General features: G+C 63.2%; 4 protein-coding genes. 2 read left to right on the top strand and 2 right to left on the bottom strand.

Translation table 11 applies throughout. The annotated features are described in order from the left end of the window. A partial coding sequence (locus H5T60_11740) for an HAD-IC family P-type ATPase (GenBank protein ID MBC7243103.1) occupies positions 1-1,850 on the bottom strand: 1,850 nt, incomplete at its 3' end. A gap of 399 nt (positions 1,851-2,249) precedes the next feature. On the opposite strand from H5T60_11740, the gene H5T60_11735 reads away from it, so the two are divergent. Then, positions 2,250-3,257: a rod shape-determining protein gene (locus H5T60_11735; protein MBC7243102.1), complete on the top strand. Its 1,008-nt coding sequence runs from the start codon at positions 2,250-2,252 to the stop codon at positions 3,255-3,257. 55 nt (positions 3,258-3,312) lie between these two features. Here the strand turns inward: H5T60_11735 and H5T60_11730 are convergent, their stop codons facing one another. Continuing rightward, entirely contained in the window at positions 3,313-3,942 is a 630-nt protein-coding gene (locus H5T60_11730; GenBank protein MBC7243101.1) for a redox-sensing transcriptional repressor Rex, read from the bottom strand. Positions 3,943-4,245: 303 nt separating this feature from the next. Here H5T60_11730 and H5T60_11725 point away from each other — a divergent pair. Beyond that, positions 4,246-4,666 (top strand): beta-galactosidase (locus H5T60_11725; GenBank protein ID MBC7243100.1); only part of this gene is annotated, 421 nt, incomplete at its 3' end.

Here is a 4,666-nt window from a genome sequence, read left to right as displayed (position 1 = left end):
AATTCCTCGTCCGGTATGCGGTCCAGCTCTGCGCCGGTGAGCACCTTGCCCTGGGGGCGGAGCAGGTTGAGGTCTTTGGCGATAGCTACGGCGGTGTTGGGGTAATCACCGGTGATCATCACCGGGCGGATGCCGGCCTGCCGGGCGACGCGGATCGCATCCCGCACCTCGGCGCGCGCCGGGTCAATCATGCCCACCAGGCCGACGAAAACCAGGTCTTTCTCCACCAGCTCGGGCGTCGGTTCCGCCGGCAGTTCATCCAGCTCCCGGTAGGCCAGCGCCAGCACGCGCAGGGCGTTGCTGGCCAGCGAGGCGTTGACTTCCAGGATGCGTTCCCGGTCGAAATCGGTCAGCTCCCGCACCGTGCCGTCCACGTAGATGTGGGTGGCGTGCTGGAGGACGATATCGGGCGCGCCCTTGACGAAGGCGATATACTTGCCGCGCTCGTTGGGATGGATGGTGGTCATGCGCTTGCGGCCAGAGTCGAAGGGGATCTCTGCCAGGCGCGGCTGGAGGCGCTCCATCTCGTCCTTCCAGTAGCCGGCCTTGGCCGCCAGCACCACCAGGGCGCCTTCGGTGGGGTCGCCGGCGATGCGCCAACTCGGCCGGCCGCCGTTGTCGCTGGCCTCCACCGCCTCCAGTCGGGCGTCGTTGCACAACAGCATGCCCCGCAGTAGCAGGTCCACCGCCGGATACCCCCGCGGGTCCACCACTGTGCTGCGGTCCATGAATTCGCCTTCGGGCCGGTAGCCCTCACCGGTGACGTTCAACAGGGTGTTGTCCGCCCAGACCTGCACGACGGTCATCTCGTTCTGGGTCAGGGTGCCGGTTTTATCGGAGCAGATGACGGTGGCACTGCCCAGGGTTTCCACCGCCGGCAGGCGGCGGATCAGGGCGTGCCGCTGGATCATGCGCTGCATGCCCAGCGCCAAACAGATGGTCACCACCGCCGGCAGGCCCTCCGGCACCGCCGCAATAGCCAGGCTCACCGCTGTCATGAACATCTCCAGCACGGAGATGCCGCGCAGGACACCTACCAGGAAGATGACGCCGCAGATGACCAGGGCGGCGATGCCCAGCCAGCGCCCCAACTGGTCCAGCTTCTGCTGGAGGGGTGTGGCTTCCTCCTCGACCTCTTGGATCATGGCGGCGATGCGCCCGATCTGGGTCTGCATGCCCGTGGCTACCACGATCCCGCGCCCACGGCCGTAGGTGACCAGGGTGCTCATAAACGCCATGTTCTGGCGGTCGCCCAGGGGGGCATCCGCCGGCAGTACCGTATGGGCATCTTTCTTCGCCGGCACCGATTCGCCGGTCAGCGAGGCTTCCTCGATGCGCAGGTTGGCGCTCTCCACCAGGCGCACGTCCGCCGGCACATAGTTGCCGGTCTCCAGCACTACCAGGTCCCCAGGCACTACCTCGCGCGCTGGGATGGAGATCAGATGCCCGTCGCGGATGACGTGCGCCTCCGGCGCGGCCATCTTTTTCAGCGCCGCCAGCGCCTCTTCCGCTTTCGATTCCTGGATCACGCCCAGCACGGCGTTCAGGATGACGATAGCGATGATGGCGCCGGCGTCAATGAACTCGCCCAGCAGGATCGAGATGACGCTGGCGACCAGCAGGATGATGATGAGGAAATTGTTGAACTGGCTCAATAGGAGCGCCCACATGCTGGGACGGGGCTTTTCGGCCAGCTCATTGGGGCCGAACTGCTCGAGCCGGCGCGCTGCCTCCTCCTGACTGAGACCGCGCTGGAGGTCCGTCCCCAGCCGGCGCGCGACCTCCTCTGGCGACATGGTATGCCAGGCATGTCCCAGCATCTCCTGTGGATCAATCCGCTTTTCGGACATAGTTCTCCCTGTTCCACACTGCAGTGATGTGTACGAGCAAGACGCAGGGTGATAGCATTCGGATATCTGCCGGCTATTATACACCCGCCGCCATTTTGACACACTTTTGGCCAAACGAAACGAGACCATCGCTCTCTATGAGCAATGGTCTCGCCGCTTTACCGGACAGCCGGGAGATACCTCCGTCCTGACGACTGCCCGCCCTGCTCGCGCAGGATGGCTACTCCCCATGCGAGGAGTATTATAGGCGCGGCTGTGGGTTTGTCAATTTGAAACTTTGCCGAAATCGCATATAATGAGGGGGCAAGGATACCGCCGGCGGTGCGCCGGCCATCTTGTTATGCGCTTCTGGCAGTGCCGGGAAGCCGACCTAAGAAGACGAGGAGCGGGGTACCCCTTATGTTCGGACGCGATATCGGGATAGACCTGGGCACGGTCAACGTGCTGGTATGGGTCAAGGGCAAAGGCATCGTCCTCCAGGAACCCTCCATCGTGGCGATCTCCATCGATGACAATAAGATCGTCGCAGTGGGCGAAGAGGCGCGCGCCATGCTGGGCCGCGCGCCGGAAAGCATCGAAGTAACCCGGCCGGTGAAGGACGGCGTTATCGCCGATTACCAGGTGACCGAGGCGATGCTGCGTTATTTCATCCAACGTATTTGCGGCCGCCTGCGCATCTTCCGTCCCCGCATCATGATCAGCGTGCCGGTGGGGGTCACCAGCGTGGAGAGCCGGGCAGTGCATGATGCCGCCATCCAGGCCGGCGGCCGCGAGGCCTATCTCATCCCGGAACCGCTGGCGGCCGCACTGGGCGCCAATATGCCCATCGGCACGCCCACCGGCAACATGGTGGTGGACATCGGCGGCGGAACCAGCGAAGCGGCGGTCATCTCTATGAACGACATTGTGGTGGCGTCGTCGGTGCGGGTGGGCGGCATCAAGATTGACGAAGCCATCATCAACTATATCCGCAAGAAGTATAACCTGTTGATCGGCGAGCAGACCGCCGAGGAGATTAAGATCGCGATTGGCAGTGCCCTGCCGCTGGAGGAAGATCTGAAGATGGAGGTGCGCGGCCGTGACCAGGTCGCCGGCCTCCCCAAGACCATTACCATCACCTCCGGCGAGGTGACCGAGGCCATCGCCGAGCCGCTGGGCCAGATCGTGGGGGTGGTGCGCAATGTGCTGGAGAAGACGCCGCCGGAGCTGGCGGCTGACATCATTGACCGGGGGATGATGCTGACCGGCGGCGGGGCCTTACTGCGCAATATTGACCGCCTGCTGACGAAGGTGACTGGCGTGCCCTGCTATGTGGCGGAGAACGCCATTGCCTGCACGGCCATCGGCGCCGGCAAGGCGCTGAGCAGTTACAGCATTATGCGGCGGTATCAGGCCGCGCCGGCGTGATAACCGGGCCAGGAAACACAGCGGGCGCCTGGGGGAATCTCAGGCGCCCGTTTGGTTATTCCAAATAGTAGGTCATGTGCTGTAAGCGCGTGACCGGGTCAATGTACTGGACATGCACGCCGGGCGGTACCTTCAGGGTGATGGGAGCATAGTTCAGGATGGCGCGCACGCCGGCGGCCACCAGCTCGTCCGTTACTTTCTGGGCGGCGGAAGCCGGCACGGCGATGATGGCGATCTGAATGCCGTGCTGGCGGATAAGCTCTTTCATGCGGCTGGCCGGCTGGATGACGAGGCCGGCGATCTCCTGGCCGATCTTCTGCGGGTTGTTGTCGAAGACCAGGCTGATGCGGAAGCCTTGGCCCAGAAAGCCGCCGTAGTGGACAAGGGCGTGACCCAGGTCGCCGGCGCCCACCAACGCCACATCCCATATCTTGGTCAGGTTCAGGATTTCCTTGATCTTTTTCCGCAGGAACTCCACGTTGTAACCCGTGCCCTGTTTGCCGAATTCCCCGAAGAAGGACAGGTCCTTGCGGATCTGGGCGGAGCTGATGCCCAGGCGCTGGGCCAGCTCAGCGGAGGAGATCGTTTCCACCCCTTCCTCCGCCAGGAAGTTCAGGGCGCGCAGATACAGCGGCAGCCGGCTGACGACGATATCGGGTACTTCCACCTTGTTTTTCGGCGGCATCATCTGATACGTCCTCCTGATATGGACCCGACCTGGACCCGGTCATGGAATGTGTAATTGATTACATGCTATTGCCATAATAACCGCAATTTGTGAAATTGTCAAGAAATTTGTGAAAAATTGTGACAGACTGCTGTCATCTGCCGCACTGGTCTGAAGGTACTATTGACCCGGCCTGGGCGCTCTGATAGCCTGGTAATGAGGTGGCGAATGATATCTGTGTAACACGACGATGTCATTCGCGTGCGGCGGCGTGGACGGGGATGGGAAAGCGAGTCTATCATTCTGGGGTGAGGTGAGAAGATGAGGTATTCGCATCGTTGGTGGCGCATATGGTGCGCCGGCCTGGTGCTGGCGCTGGTCGCGGTACTGGGGGCGGCGGCAGTCCCTGCCGCGGCGCAGGGGCCGGCGGGAGAGCCCGACGGGGTCAAGCTGGCGGTGGACCAGCCGGCCGCGAGCGTGTCGCCGGCGGCCGCCGGCAAGGCCAGCGTGCGCCGGCCGGGCATCTATATCCTCACCGATTTCCACCACATGGACCCCAAGCAGTACCCCGGCATCATCGTCGGCGGGCATCTGCACTTCACCTGGGATCAGCTCGAGCCGGGCGAGGGCTATTTCAACTGGTCGCTGGTGGACAACTGGGTGCAAACCGTCTACAGCGAGGGCAAAGCCGTCGCCCTGGGCGTGCACCTGATGGAATGGGGCGGGGAGACGGTGCCGGATT

It is taken from the genome of Anaerolineae bacterium (genome assembly GCA_014360855.1).
In the GTDB taxonomy this organism is placed as follows: domain Bacteria; phylum Chloroflexota; class Anaerolineae; order JACIWP01; family JACIWP01; genus JACIWP01.
Note: the sequence above shows the minus strand (reverse complement) of the source record. Positions and strands in the feature narration are given on the sequence as shown.

Coding starts and splice junctions, on each gene's coding strand:
- H5T60_11730 (MBC7243101.1), bottom strand. CDS start 3,942: ATGCCGCCGAAAAACAAGGTGGAAGTACCCGATATCGTCGTCAGCCGG.
- H5T60_11735 (MBC7243102.1), top strand. CDS start 2,250: ATGTTCGGACGCGATATCGGGATAGACCTGGGCACGGTCAACGTGCTG.